The organism is Geoalkalibacter sp. (genome assembly GCF_030604225.1).
Lineage (GTDB): Bacteria > Desulfobacterota > Desulfuromonadia > Desulfuromonadales > Geoalkalibacteraceae > Geoalkalibacter.
The window spans coordinates 1-16862 of record NZ_JAUVWH010000066.1 but is presented as its reverse complement, the minus strand read 5'-3'; the positions used below and the strand labels follow the sequence as shown (position 1 = coordinate 16862).

Here is a 16862-nt window from a genome sequence, read left to right as displayed (position 1 = left end):
TCCACCTCGCGATGGACACCCTTGCCGTTCGGCTAGCGGTTCCCGCCATCAGGGTCCGCAGGGGACTTTCACCCCCAAGTCCTCGACTGACTACCACAGTCAATCAAGTGGTGCTGAAGCACCACGCGCCATGCCTGGCGCACAAACCTAAAAAAGGCCTCCGGCAACCCGCCGGAGGCCTTTTTTCATGTGTCCTCGCCGCCGTGCAGATGACGGTGCAGGGCTTCGGCCGCCGCGCGGGGCAATCCGGGCAGGGCGGCGAGTTCCTCGACACCGACCTCGCGGATCTTGCGCAGGCTGCCGAAATGGCGCAGCAAGGCCTTGCGCCGCTCCGGCCCGATGCCGGGCGCGTCCTCAAGGGACGAGCGCAGGGTAGCGCGGCCGCGCACCTGGCGATGATAGGTGATGGCGAAGCGGTGCGCCTCGTCGCGCAGCCGCTCCAGCAGAAACAGCGCCGCGGATCCCGCGCGCAGCAGCACCGGATTCTTGCGTCCCGGCACGAACAGCCGCTCCTCGCTACGTTCCACTTTCTTGCCGCGCACATTGGCGAACACCCGGCTCTTGGCGATGCCGGCGGCATCGATGCGCTCTTCCAGGCCCAGTTCGGCCAGCACCGTCGTCAGCACTCCGAGTTGCCCGCGTCCGCCGTCGATGAGAATGAAATCGGGCAGATTCTCCTCGCGCAAGCCCTTCGCCAGGCGTCGGCGCAGCGCTTCGCCCAGGGAGGCATAGTCATCGGCGCCCTCCACGGTACGGATACGAAAGCGGCGATACTCGCCGGGCGCCGCCTCGCCGTGCAGCAACACCGCCATGCTGCCGACACTGTGGCGCCCCTGAACGTTGGAGATATCGAAGCACTCCATGCGCTCGGGCAGCCGCCGCAGATCCAGGCGTTGCTGAATTTCCCCGAGCACCTCCTGGCGCGCCTCCCGGCGGCTGCCGCGCTCGCGGAAGGATTCGGCCGCGTTGCGCGCCGCCATTTCCACCAGGCGTAGTTTTTCCCCGCGTTGCGGATAGAGGATCTGCACTTTCTTGCCGCGCCGCTCGCCGAGCCACTCTTCCAGGGCGGCGCCCTCCGTCAAGGGCCAGGGCACCAGGATGCGCTCGGGGATGAGCACGTCGCGCGCGTAATATTCCTGCAGAAAAGAGGTCAACAGCTCATCTTCCTCCAGCCGCCATTCCAGGGGATAGGCGCGCCGTCCGATCAGCTTGCCCTCGCGGATGAACAGCAGCACCACCTCGACCTCGCCGCCCTCGCGGTGCACGCCGATCACATCCTCGTCGCCGCCACCGGCTCCAACGACCTTCTGCCGCTCCACCGTCGCCTCGATGGCGCGGATCTGGTCGCGCAGCCGCGCCGCCTCCTCATAGTGCATGGATGCCGCGGCGCTCGCCATGCGCTCGCGCAACAGCCCCACCACCTCGCCCTCGCGCCCCGAGAGCAGCGCCGTCACGCCCTCCACCAATCGGCGATAGGCGTCGCGGCTGATACGTCCGTGACAGGGCGCGCTGCACTGGCCGATCTGGTAAAACAGACAGGGCCGACCCCGGCGGCGGCATACCTCCAGGGGGTAATGACGTAGGGGAAAAATCCGGTAGATTTCCTTGAGCGTCTCGCGCACCGCCGTGCCCGAGGCGTAGGGACCGAAGTAGAGCGCCCCGTCGCGCCGCACTTTGCGCACGGTTTGCAGCACCGGGAATTCCTCGCGCGGATCGAGGCGGATGGAGAGATAGGTCTTGTCGTCGCGCAGGTTGATGTTGTAGCGCGGCCGATGCTTCTTGATCAGGGTGTTTTCGAGGATCAGGGCCTCTTTTTCCGTGTCGGTGACGATGGTCTCGATGCGTCGCACACGACTCATCAGAAAAGGAATCTGGCCGCGTCCGTCGCCGGCGGCGCTGAAGTAGCTGCGCAGCCGCGCGCGCAGATTCTTGGCCTTGCCCACGTAGAGCACCGCATCGCTTTCGCCGCGCATCAGATAGACGCCGGGCGAGGAGGGAAAGCGCTTGGGATCCAGGCTCTGCTCAGTCACCAGAAAATTTCCTTTCGCCAGGGCGCCCTACCGCTCTTGCAGATCTGCAAAAATGCCCGTTCGTCCTTTGCGCATTTGCGAAATTCGACGCCCGCGCCTCGGGGGAAAATTCGCGCCGCAAAACCAGACCCTTATCATTCCAAGCAGTTGGAAGCTCAACCAGAATCGCTCAGCGTTTGGTATACGTTTTGCTCCATAGGAAAGCAAGCGTTGTTTCCTGTTGGGTACAGGGTGGGGAGGCCGGCTGTTGAGGGACGGCCGGCACCTCACCGACGTACCGCCTCAACCCAGGAGGATTTGGCCATGACCCGTGATTTTCGGCCGGCACCATCCCCCCGCGATCTGCCCTGCCGCTCCTACAGCCCTTCGGGTTTTCTGACCCTGGCCCTGTGCTGCCTGTTGCTAGGCCTCTACCAGGTTGCCCTGCGCGAGCATCCCGGCGTCGTCGCCGCCGGCTTTCTTTATGGCGGCCTGGCCCAGGCGATCACCGGCATTCACGAGTGGCGGCGCGGCAACGCCTTCGGCGCGGCAGCCTTTACCGCCTGCGGTCTGTTCTGGCTTTCGCTTCTGCCGGTCATGGTGCTGCCCGAAGCGGGCGTCGGCCTGCCCTACCAACCCTTTGCCGCCATCCCCTATTTGACCCTGTGGTGCCTGTTTACCGCCCTGCTCGGCCATGGTGCCGGACAGGATCAGCGCCTCACCGGCTTGATTTTCGGGGCGCTGGCGCTGCTGCTGGGGCTTGCCGCCGCCGCCCTGATCTGGGAATCCGCGGCGATCCGTCAGGTTGCCTGCCTGGTCGGCATCGGCGGCGCCCTGCTGGCCGCCTACCAGGGCTTGATGCTGCTTTCCCTGCGCATTGCGCGCGGCCGCCGGCTGGCCGAGGCGACGATGTCAAAACCCTCCTGAATCCTGGAACGGAGGCGGATTCTGAATCAAGGTCTTTGGCGTTGACAAGCGCGCCGGCTGCGGATATTGTTAGAACATTATTTTAACGTAATATTTCCGCATCCTGCCGTGTATTTTCCTCTTCGCTTGCCGCGGGAATCAAGACGTCGTCCCCCCGCGTGAGCAGGTTGCGCAAGGAGATACCCATGAACGCCAAGCTCAGTCAACATATGACCCTGCTCGGGCTGTGCGCCATGGCTTTCTACGGCGTCATGCTGGCCACGGGCAAGCTCTCCGTCGATGTCATGCCTCAATTTGCCGTTTCGGCCCTGATATTCCTGACCTCCGGCCGCCTCATGCGCAAGGCGGCGCGCATCATGACGGAAGAAAAGGAGGAGGAGCAGGAGCAGGTTCAGACGAAAAAAGTCGAGCGCGAGGAACCGGACTGGCCTTTTCTCACCAACCTGCTCAACTGGACGGCGGCCCTTCTGGTGGTGGGCATCATGGCTCTGATCATCATGAAACCCGTGGGCGTGTCCTTCACCGACGCGTTTTCCGACACCCTAGCCCATGAAAGCTTCTACGCCGGGCACGTGCCCTGAAGTTCCTTCAAACACGCCTCATCGACCCCGCCCCCTTTTCCCCGGAAAAGGGGGTTTGTTTTTCCGGGGGCTTTTCTCCCGCAGGCGTATACCTGGTGGCGGGAAGCAAACTCTCCTGTTAGGCTATAGACCTGAGACTTCGACCATTCCGTGCGGTTCTATGAGGAGCATCGACCATGGCGCACAAGGTTTTCATCGCGGCGACCGGCCAGAACAGCGGCAAGACCACCACCAGCCTCTCGCTGCTGCATCTGGCCCAGAAAAAATACCAGCGCATCGGCTTCATCAAGCCCCTCGGCCCCAAGCCGGCGGTGCTCAACGGCCTGGATGTCGACAAGGATGCCGCGCTCATGGCGGAAGTTTTCGGCCTGCAGGACTGCCTGCAGTTCATGTCGCCCGTCGTGGTCAAGGGCGGCGACACCAAGCGCGCCCTCGACGGCCAGCTGCGCGCCGAGGATCTGCGGGACAAGATCCTGTCGGCCTGCGCCGAACTGGAAAAGCGTTGTGATTTCCTGATCATCGAGGGCGCCGGGCACCCCGGGGTCGGCTCGGTGCTGGGCCTGTCCAACGCGCGCATCGCGCGCCTGCTGGGCGCCCCGGTGCTCATGGTCACGGGCGGCGGCGTCGGCAACGTCATCGACTCGGTCTACATGAACCTCGCCTTGTTCGAAAAGGAAGGGGCCGAGGTGCGCGCCATCCTGGCCAACAAGATCATCCCCGAGAAGCGCGAGGAAACCCTCGATTACCTGCGCCGCGCCTTCGTCGACGAACCCTTCCAGGTGCTCGGCGGCTTCAATTACCAGCCGGTGCTGGCCAACCCCACCCTGCGCCGCATCGCCCGGGTGCTCGACGTGCCCCTGCACGGCGACCCGGAGGCGGGGGCGCGCATCGTGCATCATCTTCAGATCGGCGCGGCCTCCACCCAGCGCGTCGTCGAGTTGTTGCACGAGGACACCCTGCTGGTCGTCACCAGCAGCCGCGACGAGCTGCTGGTGACCATGGCCAACCTCTACCAGATTCCTGAATACCGCAGCCGTATCGTCGGCCTGGTGATTCCCGGCACGGCGCCGGTCAGCAAGATCACCCAGCAGATCCTCGATCGCAGCAACATTCCCTATCTGCGTGCCGGCCACTCCCACACCACCCACATCTACCAGATGATCAACGACGACGTCTCCAAGACCACGGCGGAGGATATGGAGAAGATCAACCTGATTCGCGCCCTGGCGGAGAAGCGCATCGACTTCGACGATCTGGCGACCCTCTACGCGCTGCCCCTGGCTCAGAATCCATAAGCGCCGGTTTCGATGCGCTTGACGCGGCCATCTTCAAAGGTAAGGTGCAGCAGAAAGCGCCGCGGGCCGAAATTGTAGGTCCACTCGTCCACCCGGATGGTGCTGCGCACGACGCGCCGCGCATCCACCGCCAGCAGCTGCTCGTCGAGGCGGCTGTCGCTGTGGGCGGGCGGGCCACACTTGCGGATCACCTCGACCTTGGTGTCGCCCACCCGCAAGCCGTGGCCGTCGCGGCAAGAATCCACGGCCATGCTGGTGGCGCGATCGCCGGTGGTGATCTCGATCAGCCGTCCGTTGCGAAAACGCAGCAGATGCAGCAGGCGGTTGGGGCCGAAGTCGTAGATCCACTCCTCCATGACCTGGGTGCGCCGCTCCAGGGTATCGAAAAAACGCCGCTCATAGACATCGTCCTCCCAGCGCTCCCGCCACAGGGGTTCGCCGCACTTGGCCAACACCTCGATCTGATGATCGCCGGTATGCACCAGCCGCCCATTGCAGCGCAGGGCCCAAACCGGAGCGGCGCACAGCAGACCGATCAGAAGCAGCAGCAAGACACGGATCAGCCCGTTCATGGCAACCTCCCTTCTATCTGATTGTATCAGATGCCTGCGCGCAGCTTGCGAATCCGCTCGACCACGGGGGGATGGGAATAATGAAAGGCGGCGTACCAGGGATGGGGATGAAGGTTGGCGAGATTGTCCCGCGACAGCTTGACCAGCGCCGTAGCCAGGGCCTGGGGCGCGCCGGTGAGCTCGCGGGCGAAGCCATCGGCCTGGTACTCGTCGCGCCGCGACAGCCAGCTGGAGAGAGGCGTGAGGGGAAAACCCACCAGGGTGGCGAGCAGGGAGAGGATCAGCAATTGGGCGAAAAACGAGGCCTGCTCCAGGCCGATAAGGCCGGGCAGCACCTCGGCGGCGATCAGGCGCTGGGCGATGAACAGCCCGCCAAGGATCATCACCTGTGCCCACAGCAGGCGCTTGAGCACATGGCGCTTTTTCCAGTGGCCGACCTCATGGGCCAGGACGGCGAGAATTTCGTCGTGATCCATCTGGGCCAAAAGGGTATCGAAGAGCACGATGCGCTTGACCCGGCCGATGCCGGTGAAATAGGCGTTGGAATGGCGACTGCGGCGCGAGGCGTCGACCTGGAACACGCGACTCACCCGCAATCCCGCTTTCTCCATCAGGGCGCGGATGCGCTCCTCCAGGCCTTCGGCGCGAATCGGTTCGAACTTGAAGAACAGCGGCTCGATGACATAGGGCGAGAGGTACATGAGAAACAGGCTGAACAGGGCGAGAAACGCCCACACCCACAGCCACCAGTGCTGGGGGTCGGCCTGCACCAGCCACAGGGCGCCGCTCAGCAGCAGGCCGGAGAGCACCAGGGAGATGAGGGTACCCTTGAGCAGGTCGGAGAGCCACAGCCGCCAGGTCAGGGTATTGAAGCCGAAACGCTCCTCGATGACGAAATGCCGATAGAGGCTGAAGGGCACGTCGAGCAGCCCGCGCGCCAGGCCCAGGCCGAGAAAGAAGAGCAGACCGGAGAGGATGAAGGCGTCACTGAACCCGGCGATCCAGCGGTCATAGAGTCCGAGCAGCCCGCCGAAGAGAAAAATTCCCAGCAACAGATTGCCCAGCAGGGATTCGCAAAGGCCCAGGCGGTTGCGGGCCAGGGTGTAGGCCGAGGAGCGGGAGAGGAGTTCGGCGTCGATTTGGCCGACGAATTCCGCCGGCACCTCCTGGCCATGATGACGCAGGTGACGCAGGTTGAGGGCATCGAGAGCGTATTCGGCGCACAGAACCAGGATAAAGGCCGAAAGCAGAATCCAGAACATGGCGGGCGTCCCTCGCGGCTCGGCGCCGCGCTCAGCGCATGGCGATACGCTCGTCCACGCCGTCCATCAGGGTGACAAGCTCCGCGACCCGTTGCTCGAACTGCTTGCGCCGCTCCTTGGGCACCGAGACGGTCAGAGGGATGTCGGCGCGCATGGGATCGACGGGACGGCCGCGCACATGCAACTCGAAATGCAGGTGCGGCCCGGTGGAGCGGCCGGTGTTGCCCGAAAGGGCGATGCGTTCGCCGCGCTTGACGCTCTGGCCCTGCTTGACCAGGGTCTTATGCAGGTGCAAATAGCGCGTGGTGTAGTCACCGCCGTGACGGATTTCGATGTACTTGCCGGCGAAGGGATGATTGTTGACGCGGGTTACGACCCCGTCGCCCGTGGCGAGCACGGGCGTGCCGATGGGCATGGGGAAATCCGTGCCGTTGTGCGGCGCGACCCGGCCGGTGACCGGATGAAGGCGCCGGGGATTGAAGGCGGAGCTGATTTTCAGGCGCCGCTCGCTGGGATAGCGCAGGAAGGCGCGCGCCAGACTTTCGCCCTTGTGGTTGTAGTAATTGCCGTCGTCGCAGAGAAACGCCGAATGGACGCGGTTGCGACGCAGGATGCGCACCCCCTCGATGCGGCTTTGGCCGGTGGGCTCGCCCTCGACCAGTTGCTGGTGGCGAATGATCTGGAACTGGTCCCCCGCCTGCATGTCGCGCGCGAAATTGAGCTGCTCGCGAAACAGGCTGGTGATCTGTGCCGCCTCGCCCTCGGTCAGTCCGGCCTGCATAGCCGAGAGGTAGAAACTGCCGTTGATTTCGCCGGCCAGCAGTTGCTGCTCCCATTCGCCGGGAATGAGGATTTCCTCGTACTCGAAGGTTTCGGCGTCGGCGCGACGGTAAACGACGCGGCTGCCGGGATGGATGTAGAGCTCCATCTCCTCCAGAATGCGCGTTTCCTCGTTGAGGCTGAAGGTCAAGACATGGCCGGGGCGCAGAATGTCCAGGGCGAGCAGCGCCTCGTCGGCGGACAGAATCTGATACATGGCGCTCTGGCCCAGGGCATGGCGGGCAAAGATCGAACTCAGGGTATCGCCGGGCTCGATGGCATGAACAAAATGCGTCGGGGGCAGCTGAGGTTCTTCGGGTTCATCGGCGGGTTGCTCGGCGACCAGGGGTGGGGAGGTGTCCTCCTGCAGGTCGGCGAGGTCGGCGGCTTCATCCTGGGGCCGGAACCAGACGGCAACCAGCAGCACCAGCAGCAGGGCTGCCAGGAACCAAGGCCGAAACCGCGACTTGCGCTGCCAGGACTGGCGAGTCCTGCGCGGAGAAATAATTTCCATCATATGTGATTTCCAACCTTAGAAAAATCCATTGAATTGAACGCCTTAGACGAGCGGCGGAGGTTTTTTAGGGGGAAGTTTAATCACTCTTGCGTCCCAAGGCAAGTATTCTTTAACAATTCTTTTCCTTATCAACCCGATGAAGCCACCATAACCCGCCTTGCCGCCTCCGCCGATCCTTGTTAGAATTTTTCGATATTTCCGGCCCGTCCGACGACCCAACGCCCGAATTCCCGAGGAGTCACCGGTTCCATGACCCAACGCTATGTGTGCATTCACGGCCACTTCTACCAGCCCCCCCGGGAAAACCCCTGGCTGGAGGACGTCGAGCTGCAGGATTCGGCCTTTCCCTTTCACGACTGGAACGAGCGCATCACCGCCGAGTGCTACCAGACCAACGCCGCGGCGCGCATCCTCAATCACCAGAACCTGATCATCGACATCGCCAACAATTACGAAAAGATCAGCCACAATTTCGGTCCGACGCTGCTTTCCTGGCTGGAGCGCCACCGCCCCGACACCTACCAGGCGATCCTCGACGCGGATCTGAGCAGCCGCGCGCGTTTCGGCGGCCATGGCGCGGCGCTGGCCCAGGCCTACGGGCACATGATTCTGCCCCTGGCCAACGCGCGCGACAAACGCACCCAGGTGCGCTGGGGGCTGCGCGACTTCGAGGCGCGCTTCGGTCGCAAGCCCGAGGGCATGTGGCTGCCGGAGACCGCCGTCGACACCGAAACCCTCGAAGCCCTGGCGGCCGAGGGCGTCGCCTTCACCATCCTCGCCCCCCACCAGGCCAAGGCGGTGCGCCGCCTGGGCGACAAGGACTGGCAGCAGCTCACCCAACAGCCCATCGACACCCGTCGCGCCTACCTTTGCCGCCTGCCCTCGGGCGCCGGCATCGCGCTGTTCTTCTACAACGGCGCCCTCTCCCAGGACGTGGCCTTCAGCGGCCTGCTCAACAACGGCGAGGATCTGGCCAATCGCCTGCTCGGCACCTTCTCCGAGGCACACCAGCCGGAGCTCTCCCACATCGCCACGGACGGCGAGACCTACGGTCACCATCACCGCCACGGCGAAATGGCCCTGGCCTACTGCCTGCGCACCATCGAACGCAAGCAACGGGCGCGCATCACCATCTACGGCGAATTCCTCGCCCTGCATCCGCCCACCCATGAGGTGCGGATTCACGAGAACACCTCGTGGAGCTGCGCCCACGGCGTGGAGCGCTGGCGGGCCGACTGCGGCTGCCGCATCGATCACGGCAAGAACTGGCACCAGAAATGGCGCAAGCCCCTGCGCGCCGCCCTCGATTGGCTGCGCGACCGTCTGGCCCTGCTCTACGAGCGCGACATGGCCCATCTCAGCGACGACCCCTGGGCGGCACGCGATGCCTACATCGAGGTGCTCCTCGATCGCGAGGAAGAACGGGTCGCGGACTTTCTGCACGGCATCAGCCGGCGCGAGCTCGGTGCCGCCGAACGCACGCGGCTGCTGCGCCTGCTCGAAATGCAGCGCCACGCCCTGCTCATGTACACCAGTTGCGGCTGGTTTTTCGATGAGGTCTCGGGCATCGAGACGGTGCAGATTCTCGCCTACGCGAGCCGCGCCATCCAGTTGGCCGAGGAGGCCTGCGGCGCGCGCCTGGAGGAGGAATTTCTCGCCTGGCTGGAAAAGGTGCCGAGCAATCTCGAAAAACACCGCCATGCCGCCGAGATCTATCGACAGTTCGTGCAACCCACGCGCCTCGATCTGCGGCGCGTCGCCGCCCACCACGCCATCGCCTCGGAATTCGAGGGCAACCATCGCCCCCACCGCATCTACAGCTACGAGGCGCACAACCTGGTCTACAACCAGGCGCGCGCCGGACGCATGGTGCTGGCCACCGGCCGCACCCGGGTGCGCTCGCAGATCACCTGGACCAGCGGCGACTACGTCTTCGCGGTGCTGCACTTCGGCGATCACAACCTCAGCGCCGGGGTGCGCGAATTCGACAGCGAAGCCGATCTGGCGCAGATGCAGCGCGACATTCAATCGGCCTTCGAGCGCAGCGATCTCACCGACGTCATTCGTCTCATGGATCGCCACTTTCCCGAACACACCTACAGCCTGCGGCATCTGTTCAAGGACGAGCAGCGCAAGGTCCTCGACCTCATCCTGCACAAGCCCCTGGAAGAGCTCACCCAGACCTATCAACAGATTTACGACAACCAGTTCGCCCTGCTGCGCTTCTTGCGCGACATGGGCACGCCGGCGCCCCGCGCCCTGCTGGCGCCCGCGGAATGCGTGGTCAGCGCGCGCCTGCAGCGGCTCTTCGCCGCCCCCAGCCTCGATCTCATCCAGCTCAAGACCCTCGCCGGCGAAGCCGAACGCCTCGGCCTGGAACTGAGCGACCCGACCCTGGGCCTGGCCGCCGGCCGGCAAATCGCCCGCCAGATGGAAAAACTGACGCGAGCGCCGCAGAACCTCGCCCTGGTCATCACCCTCAACGAGACCCTCGAGATTCTCGCGCGCCTGCCCATACGTCTTGATCTGTGGCGGACGCAGAACAGCTACTACGCCATCTGCCACCAGCTCTGCCCAACCATTCAGAAATCCCTGCAGGCGGGCGACACGGCCCTGACCGAATGGTTCGAGCAATTCCACCTGCTCGGCCAGGCCCTCAAGGTGGGGATGATCTGAGGCAACCCGTGTCCCGTGCGGCCGGTCATGTCAAATAATTCTGAGATATTTTTGGTGTTGCCAAGGCGTCGCCAACGCAGGCCTAGCCGTGCGCTAAGTCAAGTTGGCGCAACGCAGGCAGCGCCGAAAATAGCCGGAATTAGAAGACAAGACCGGCCGCACGTGACACTACACGTGGTTGCGCAGTTGCAACTCAAGAGGATGGGGATTGAGATAGTACTGGATCTTGAGGTAGGGCTGGTCGTACTTGCGCACATAATGGTTGATCAGGGTCAGGGGCACGATAAGCGGCACATGCCCGGCGCGGTAGGTCTCGAAGGCTTCGAGCATTTCCTGCTTCTCGTCGGCGCTCAGGTCGCGCTTGAAATAGCCGAGCAGATGCTGCATGACGTTGATGTTCTTGCGCACCGTGGCACGCAGGCGCATGGCTTTCATCAGCAGCGCCAGATAACGCTCGTAAAGCGCATCCACGGACAGACTCTTGGCGTCGGCCACCAGCTTGCCCATCTCGCGATAGATTTCCGGGCTGTGCGCCAGCAGCAGCAGTTTGTGGCGAGTGTGAAAATCGACCAGGTGGCCGCGGCTCTTGCCCTGCTTGAGGCCATCGCGCCAGCGCTTGAAGGTGAAGAGGCACTCGACGAAGTTTTCCCGCAGCCTGTCGTCATGCAGGCGACCGTCCTCCTCCACCGGCACCAGGGGAAAGCGCTCCATGAAGATGCGCGCGAACAACCCCACGCCCTGCTTGGCGGGCACGCCGTTCTTGTCGTAGAGTTTGACGCGCTCCATGCCGCTGGAGGGCGAACGCGCCTTGAAAATAAAGCCGCAGAGGTCTTCCCGCTCCAGTTCGTCGCAGCGGCGCCGCGCCCAGCTTTCCATGCGCTCGGTGATGTCCTCGCCGCTTTTCGAGAAAACCAGGCGCGGGTGCTGGGCATCGCCCACCAGGCGCAGGGTTTCGCGGGGAATGGGCAAACCGACCTCGACCTCGGGACAGACGGGGACGAATTCCAGGAACGTGCCGAGTACGTCGCGAATCAGCCGGTCGAGCTGGTGGCCGCCGTCGTAGCGGACGTTTTCACCCAGCAGGCAGCTGCTGATGCCGATGCGGATTTTATCGGTCATGGATTATGCCCTTTCCGGCAACGAGAATGAATGGCGGATCTCTTCAAGCCGCCATCAAGTGTAGCAAAAACCCAGGGAATCACATCCACAGCGCGCCGGGGAGTCCCCATGTCACGCAAGCTGGTCAAGAAACGAGGCAAGAAAGTCGGCGCCGCGCCCGGCACCCTGGTGCACGTCGGCGATAAAAGCGAGGCCGCCGCGCATATCCGCGTCATCGCCTATGACCAGGAACACTTCCAGGACCAGCGCCTCGCCGAGCCCGCCGCCTGCCCGCCCTTCAAGACCGGCCCGCGGATCTCCTGGATCAACGTCGACGGCGTGCACGAGGTGGCCAAGGTGGAAGCCCTGGGAGGCTGCCTCGGCCTGCATCCCCTGGTCATGGAGGACATCCTCAACACCGACCAGCGCCCCAAGATCGAGGACTATGACGATTACCTGTATATCGTCATCAAGATGCTGCGCTACGAGGAGCAGCGCCACGAAATCCGCGCCGAACAGGTGAGCCTGGTGCTGGGCCGGCATTTCGTGCTGTCCTTCCAGGAGCATCCGGGCGATGTCTTCGAGGGGGTGCGCGAACGCCTGCGCCACGGCCGGCGCATCCGTTTTCTCGGCACGGATTACCTCGCCTATGCGCTGCTCGACGCCGTGGTCGACAATTATTTCTCCCTGCTGGAAAACATCGGCGATCAGGTGGAGAAGCTTGAGGAAGAGCTGATCGCCAATCCCTCGCCGGACACCCTGGCCCGGATTCACCACTTCAAGCGCGAGATGCTGCTGTTGCGCAAATCGGTCTGGCCCCTGCGCGAGGTTCTTGGCAGCCTGACCCGCGAGGAGCACGCCCTCATCTCCGCCGAAACCCGCCTGTTCCTGCGCGACGTCCACGACCACTGCATCCACGTGCTCGACACGGTGGAGACCCTGCGCGACCTGCTCGCCGGCATGCTCGACATCTACCTGTCGAGCGTGAGCAACCGCATGAACGAAATTATGAAGGTGCTGACCATCATGGCCACCATTTTCATCCCCCTGACCTTCATCGCCGGGGTCTACGGGATGAACTTCACGCACATGCCCGAGCTGAACTGGCGCTATGGCTACGCGGGGGCATGGCTGGTGATGATTGCCGTCGCCTTCGGCCTGCTGCTGTTTTTCCGGCGCAAGAAGTGGCTATGACGAAGCAACCCCGCGGAGACACCTCGATGGTCCAGTCAGCCGACCTAAATGCATGCCCTGCCAATGTATCGGAACTTTTTCGCCTGCTGGATGAGCTTTTCGTTCAAGTGGCCGAAGAGGCACGCCTGAAAAAGGAATTCGCCGTCACGCGCCTTGACGGGATGGCCGAGGCGGCGCGCAAGGACATAAGCAAAAGCGCCGTGCAAATCTCAGAGGTGTTTCCGGGCGAAGGGCCGGACGCCAGCCGGCAAAAAGACCATTTAACCAAAATACGCGGCGCGATCGACGGGCAGTTGAGTCGGCTGTCGCGTGGCTTGCGTAGCGCCTTCGAAGAAGAGCTCAAGGATCTAAACGCCGGGGGACAACCGGTGTTGAACCTACTGCTGGAGATGCATGAAAACGGTCGTCGCCTGGCCCGAAATCTTCCCGAATATCAGGAAAGCATGCGCAAGGACCGTAGGGTGCGCGTCCCCCTGCGTAGCATGGCTCTTGACCTTTTCGCGGATCGCGATGCCTTGCAGTCTCATCCCTTGAGCCAAGCCTATGAACAATCCCTGGCGCGCACACGCCTCCAGATTGCCGACGCTTGGCGCGGACTGCGCTTTTTCCTGGAAGCGAGCGGCGACGATCTGGAAAAGTTGGCTGCTCCCAACGACGGTATGGTCGCCACGGGGAACGAATTTCAAGATCAAATTGCCGTGATCAAGGACCAGTTGCTCGACAGCTTGACCGACGCTGAAGACAAACTGGCCGGCGCATGTAAGATTCTGGGCGATTTTTGGGAACAATTTCCCGCGCAGCTTCATGAAGAACAGCAGCGACTCAAGGAGAAAATTTCCCATGATCTAAGCGACGCCCACCTCCTTGATGTTCTGGCGCGGCAAAGGTGGACAGAAGCCATGCGGCACCTGCGCACCTGGAGCGAGTGGGGCAAACAGTTCTGGCAGGCCCTACGGGAAGGCAAGCATGAGCCGGGGCGCCGCCTTGCTCAATGGTCCGCGCGGTGGGCCGATCAGCTGCGCGGCCTGATTGGACAACCGCGGCAGTCCCCGGAAACCCTTCTCAAGCTCACCGATCTGCCCTCATCCGCTCATTTGCGCCATCAGTGCGAAAGCCTGCCGACTCTCTATCGACGTCTTTTTTCCCTGGGCCCCCTCGGCAATCGGGAATTTCTGGTCGGGCGCGATGAGGAGCTTGCCCAACTGGCAAAGGTCCACGAGCGCTGGAAAAGCGGGCGAACCTGCAGCGTCGCGCTCATCGGACCGGAAGGCAGCGGGAAAACCTCCCTGCTCAACTGCCTTGAAAGCGAGCATGCCTTTGAAAGTCCTTTTCTGCGAGGGTACATCGGCCGACGCTTGCTCGATGGCCAGGATGTGGTGAGGTTCTTCCAGGCGTGGCTGGCACCGCACGCCGACGAACTCTCCGATGAGAACGACGTCATTCGCCTGATCCTGGAACGCCCGCCGGGCATTCTCGTCCTCGAGGGCGGCCACAACCTGATGCTGAGGGTCGTCGGCGCCCGTCGCGCGGCCGAAAGCTTTTTCAGCATTCTTCAGGCGACTCGCCATCATTGTTTGTGGCTGATGTCTTTTCGCGACCATACCTGGCGACGCCTGGATCTGCTGCTGGGGATCAATCGCTTCTTCACCCATCAAATCAACACCCTGTTCCACGACCAGAAAGAAATCGAGGAAGCCCTTCTGCTACGTCAGCGCACCTCGGGCTTGCCCCTGTTCTTCAGGGAGGCGGATGAGGGAAAAAGTCGCGCCGAGGCGAATCCTCCGTCCGACGACACCCAGGACAAGCTGCGGAAGCGTTTTTTCTGCGAACTCTTCGAGGTCAGCGGCGGCAACATCGAAGCGGCGCTCTACTATTGGCTGTTGTGCGCCCGATGGATGCCCACTGAACAACGCATGGAAATTTGCCCCCTGGGTAAGCTGGACCGTTCCCTGTTGCGGCGTCTGGAGCGAACCTGTCATTTCACTCTCGCCGAGGTTCTCTGCCATGGCAGCCTGAGCGTTGACGAGCATGCCCGAATTTTTCGCCTGACACCCATGCAAAGCCGGCTGATGCTTGAATATCTTCAACAGATGACGCTTCTGGACAGAAAATCCGGCGACCCGGAAAGTGCGGACGAAATCTACGTGGTCAATCCGATCCTGCAGGCCACGACCCTCAGAGTGCTCGAGGACCTGAACATTCTTTATTAAAGGCATTTCATGAAAGAGCAAACCCTGGTCGAAATTTCCCGGCACTTCTTCAACCTCTCCAGTATTCTCCTGGCGCTGCTCATCCTCGGGATGACCTGGGTCGGCACCTGGCTGCTCGGCCTCGCGGCCGCCAAACTCGCGGAAAACATGCCGCGCAGCCGGCTGCTCATCGGAAGTCTCACTCCGCTCCTGCGCCTGTTCATCTGGATCGGGGCCCTAACGTTCGTCATCGTGGCGGTGTTCCACCCCCCCCTTCCCACGATCCTCGCCATCGGAGCCTCGGCCGGCCTGGCCATCGGCCTGGGCGCCCAGGACCTGATGAAAAACGTCATTGCCGGCATCGTCATTCTTTTCGACCGTCCTTTCCGCATCGGCGACATGGTCGAAATCCAGGACAATTATGGTGAAGTGATCAATATCGGTCTGCGCGCGACGAGCCTGCGCACCTTTGACGACAGCACCGTCCTGGTACCGAACAGCGTGGTTCTCAACCAGATCGTTTCCAACTCCAACACGGGGGCTCTCGACGAGCAGGTGGTCATCAGCTTTCGCCTTCCTGCCTCGGTGGATATCCGGCAAGTCAAGGATCTTGCCTGGGAAGCCGCGGCCTGCTCACCCTATGTGTATCTCAAAAAACCCATCATCGTGCTGGTCGAGGACGTCTTCGACCGCGCCTTTCTCACCCAATTCAAGGTAAAGGCTTATGTTCTTGACATCCGCCTTGAACGACTGTTCGCCAGCGACATCACTGAACGCTTGAAGATCGAGATCAATGCCCGCGGCCTGCTGCCGGATCACGCCATTGCGGAGTTCACCGCCGCCCCATGAACCTGCCGGTACTGCTCGTTTTTCTGCTCGTCTACCTGGGCATGATTCTCGGGCGTCTGCCGGGCCTGGCCCTGGATCGCACCGGCGTCGCCTTGCTTGGCGCCCTGGCCCTCATCGCCCTGGACATCCTCACTCCCGAGCAGGCCTGGGAGGCCGTGGACGTCTCGACCATCGCCCTGCTCTTCGGCCTCATGGTGGTTTCGGCGCAACTGCGGCTGGGCGGCTTCTACACCTGGGTGACACGGCGCCTGGCGGAGGTCGCGGTGGCACCGCCCGCGCTCCTAGGTCTGCTCATCGCCGTGTGCGGCCTGCTGGCGGCCATCCTCGCCAACGACATCGTATGCCTGGCCATGGCGCCCATGCTGGCCGAGGGCTGCGCCCGGCGCGGCCTCGACCCCAAACCCTTCCTGCTGGCCCTGGCCTGCGCGGCCAATGTCGGCTCGGCCGCCACCCTCATCGGCAATCCGCAGAACATGCTCATCGGGCAAAGCCTGCAACTCTCCTTTACCGGCTATCTGCGCGATGGGGGTGTCCCGGCCCTTCTCGGGCTGCCCCTGGTGTGGCTGGTCGTCGTCTGGCTGTTTCGCGACCGCTGGCGAGCCCACACCCAAGTCGTCGAAATTCCCGCCCCAGCCTTCAACGGCTGGCAGACCGCCAAGGGGCTGGCCGTTACCGCGCTGCTCATGCTGGCTTTTCTCGGCACCGACTGGCCGCGGGAAATTCTCGCCCTGGGCGCGGCCGGCCTGCTGCTGCTGAGCCGCCGCATAAGGTCCCAGCACATCCTCGCCTTGATCGACTGGCAATTGCTGGTCTTGTTCATCGGCCTGTTCGTCGTCAACCACGCCCTGGCCGACAGCGGCCTGCTCGGCGCGGC

Annotated in this window: 13 protein-coding genes; 8 read left to right on the top strand and 5 right to left on the bottom strand. The window is 63.0% G+C overall.

Annotated features, from left to right (window positions below; translation table 11 throughout):
- Positions 1–185 precede the first annotated feature (185 nt).
- Positions 186–2030: an excinuclease ABC subunit UvrC gene (uvrC, locus tag QAT43_RS08775; protein ID WP_305042684.1), complete on the bottom strand. Its 1845-nt coding sequence runs from the start codon at positions 2028–2030 to the stop codon at positions 186–188.
- 303 nt (positions 2031–2333) lie between these two features.
- Between uvrC and QAT43_RS08770 the strand changes: the two genes are divergently transcribed.
- From QAT43_RS08770 to QAT43_RS08760, 3 genes are all read left to right on the top strand, one after another.
- Positions 2334–2936, top strand: a complete 603-nt coding sequence (locus QAT43_RS08770) for an acetate uptake transporter (RefSeq protein WP_305042683.1) — start codon at positions 2334–2336, stop codon at positions 2934–2936.
- 185 nt (positions 2937–3121) lie between these two features.
- Positions 3122–3517 carry a hypothetical protein gene (locus QAT43_RS08765; RefSeq protein ID WP_305042682.1) on the top strand — a complete coding sequence of 132 codons (396 nt, stop codon included), beginning with the start codon at positions 3122–3124 and terminating at the stop codon, positions 3515–3517.
- A 176-nt stretch (positions 3518–3693) separates the two neighbouring features.
- Positions 3694–4812, top strand: coding sequence for a phosphotransacetylase family protein (locus QAT43_RS08760; protein ID WP_305042681.1), 1119 nt, complete (start codon positions 3694–3696; stop codon positions 4810–4812).
- On the opposite strand, the gene QAT43_RS08755 is transcribed toward QAT43_RS08760, so the two are convergent.
- The 3 genes from QAT43_RS08755 to QAT43_RS08745 are packed head-to-tail and all read right to left on the bottom strand — an operon-like array spanning position 4800 to position 7982.
- The gene (locus QAT43_RS08755) at positions 4800–5384 is read right to left on the bottom strand and encodes a DUF2845 domain-containing protein (protein WP_305042680.1); all 585 of its coding nucleotides are present in this window, start codon (positions 5382–5384) and stop codon (positions 4800–4802) included. The two genes, QAT43_RS08760 and QAT43_RS08755, sit on opposite strands and share 13 nt — an antisense overlap.
- Before the next feature lie 26 nt (positions 5385–5410).
- Positions 5411–6646 (bottom strand): M48 family metallopeptidase, encoded by a 1236-nt coding sequence (locus tag QAT43_RS08750; protein ID WP_305042679.1) that lies wholly within the window; start codon positions 6644–6646, stop codon positions 5411–5413.
- A 31-nt stretch (positions 6647–6677) separates the two neighbouring features.
- A complete protein-coding gene (locus QAT43_RS08745) occupies positions 6678–7982 on the bottom strand; it encodes a peptidoglycan DD-metalloendopeptidase family protein (RefSeq protein ID WP_305042678.1) in 1305 nt (434 codons plus the stop codon).
- A gap of 249 nt (positions 7983–8231) precedes the next feature.
- On the opposite strand from QAT43_RS08745, the gene QAT43_RS08740 reads away from it, so the two are divergent.
- The gene (locus tag QAT43_RS08740) at positions 8232–10658 is read left to right on the top strand and encodes a DUF3536 domain-containing protein (RefSeq protein WP_305042677.1); all 2427 of its coding nucleotides are present in this window, start codon (positions 8232–8234) and stop codon (positions 10656–10658) included.
- 168 nt (positions 10659–10826) lie between these two features.
- On the opposite strand, the gene QAT43_RS08735 is transcribed toward QAT43_RS08740, so the two are convergent.
- The gene (locus QAT43_RS08735; protein WP_305042676.1) at positions 10827–11777 is read right to left on the bottom strand and encodes a YbgA family protein; all 951 of its coding nucleotides are present in this window, start codon (positions 11775–11777) and stop codon (positions 10827–10829) included.
- A gap of 108 nt (positions 11778–11885) precedes the next feature.
- On the opposite strand from QAT43_RS08735, the gene corA reads away from it, so the two are divergent.
- From corA to QAT43_RS08715, 4 genes are all read left to right on the top strand, one after another.
- Positions 11886–12950, top strand: coding sequence for a magnesium/cobalt transporter CorA (gene corA, locus QAT43_RS08730; RefSeq protein ID WP_305042675.1), 1065 nt, complete (start codon positions 11886–11888; stop codon positions 12948–12950).
- Positions 12951–13057: 107 nt separating this feature from the next.
- Complete coding sequence (locus QAT43_RS08725) at positions 13058–15160, top strand: ATP-binding protein (RefSeq protein WP_305042674.1); 2103 nt, start codon at positions 13058–13060, stop codon at positions 15158–15160.
- A gap of 9 nt (positions 15161–15169) precedes the next feature.
- Positions 15170–15988 carry a mechanosensitive ion channel family protein gene (locus tag QAT43_RS08720; RefSeq protein WP_305042673.1) on the top strand — a complete coding sequence of 273 codons (819 nt, stop codon included), beginning with the start codon at positions 15170–15172 and terminating at the stop codon, positions 15986–15988.
- Positions 15985–16862 (top strand): SLC13 family permease (locus QAT43_RS08715; protein WP_305042672.1); only part of this gene is annotated, 878 nt, incomplete at its 3' end. The genes QAT43_RS08720 and QAT43_RS08715, both read left to right, overlap by 4 nt.

Coding starts and splice junctions, on each gene's coding strand:
- QAT43_RS08770 (WP_305042683.1), top strand. CDS start 2,334: ATGACCCGTGATTTTCGGCCGGCACCATCCCCCCGCGATCTGCCCTGC.
- QAT43_RS08765 (WP_305042682.1), top strand. CDS start 3,122: ATGAACGCCAAGCTCAGTCAACATATGACCCTGCTCGGGCTGTGCGCC.
- QAT43_RS08760 (WP_305042681.1), top strand. CDS start 3,694: ATGGCGCACAAGGTTTTCATCGCGGCGACCGGCCAGAACAGCGGCAAG.
- QAT43_RS08755 (WP_305042680.1), bottom strand. CDS start 5,384: ATGAACGGGCTGATCCGTGTCTTGCTGCTGCTTCTGATCGGTCTGCTG.
- QAT43_RS08750 (WP_305042679.1), bottom strand. CDS start 6,646: ATGTTCTGGATTCTGCTTTCGGCCTTTATCCTGGTTCTGTGCGCCGAA.
- QAT43_RS08745 (WP_305042678.1), bottom strand. CDS start 7,982: ATGATGGAAATTATTTCTCCGCGCAGGACTCGCCAGTCCTGGCAGCGC.
- QAT43_RS08740 (WP_305042677.1), top strand. CDS start 8,232: ATGACCCAACGCTATGTGTGCATTCACGGCCACTTCTACCAGCCCCCC.
- QAT43_RS08735 (WP_305042676.1), bottom strand. CDS start 11,777: ATGACCGATAAAATCCGCATCGGCATCAGCAGCTGCCTGCTGGGTGAA.
- corA (WP_305042675.1), top strand. CDS start 11,886: ATGTCACGCAAGCTGGTCAAGAAACGAGGCAAGAAAGTCGGCGCCGCG.
- QAT43_RS08720 (WP_305042673.1), top strand. CDS start 15,170: ATGAAAGAGCAAACCCTGGTCGAAATTTCCCGGCACTTCTTCAACCTC.